At 46.9% G+C, this 803-nt stretch carries 2 pseudogenes; one reads left to right on the top strand and one right to left on the bottom strand.

Annotated features, from left to right (window positions below):
* Positions 1–209: pseudogene (locus A3750_RS16665) on the top strand (acetyl-coenzyme A synthetase); the annotation flags it as partial.
* Positions 210–229: 20 nt separating this feature from the next.
* Here A3750_RS16665 and A3750_RS26290 read toward each other — a convergent pair.
* A pseudogene (locus A3750_RS26290) lies at positions 230–803 on the bottom strand (hypothetical protein); the annotation flags it as partial.

Below are 803 nucleotides of genomic sequence, written 5' to 3'. Positions count from 1 at the left end.
AAAACTGGGTACGAAAAGAGATTGGACCTGTTGCATCGCCAGACTTGATTCAGATAGCGAGCGGCTTACCGAAGACGAGGTCCGGTAAAATTATGCGGCGTATTCTTCGCAAGATTGCGGCAAACGAACATGACAGCTTGGGAGATACGTCGACTCTAGCCGATCCAAGTGTCGTCGATACGTTGATCGACGGACGCTTGAATCGTTGAGCGTGGGATGGTGAATCGTCTTAGAAGTTAGAAAGGGCGCTCATTGAGCGCTCTTTTTTCTTGAGCAAGGTATCAATAAGCGAAGGTTCGCTTTTTTTCGAAGGCTCTGCTTCCTCATACCCGCTCACAATGATGAGATTTGATCCTTTTTTGTTCACTCGGTTGGAGTAAAACTGTTTAAAGGTATCGATCTTTAGTGCCGATACGGCGTCAATCAATTTCTGTTTACTATCGAAGCTGTAGTTTTGCTTGTCAATTTCGCTCCAATAACGATTACTCCGCTGTCCGATGTTGGTCTCTTTTTCCTCAAGTCGTGAGATGACGGCTTTTTTGTAGCGCTCAAAATCGGTTTCGAGCAACGCATCAATGCGTGGTTTTTCCGCCTCTAGGAAGCGAACGGTTTCATCTACGATCTTACTTGCTGGCGTGCTAGGGGACTGCACGATAAACGCTATCCCCGGAATTTCAAGCATTGGAAATGGGGTTGCAAAGACGATGTAGCCTAGCTGCTTCTCGGTGCGCAGTTGACCATAGTAATCATTGCTAATCGCTTGAGACAATACGCCATACAGGGCGCGTTCTGAGTAGTCCTTG

Source organism: Oleiphilus sp. HI0079 (assembly GCF_001635105.1).
The sequence above is the reverse complement of the archived record's forward strand: the minus strand, read 5'-3'. Positions and strand labels throughout refer to the sequence as shown.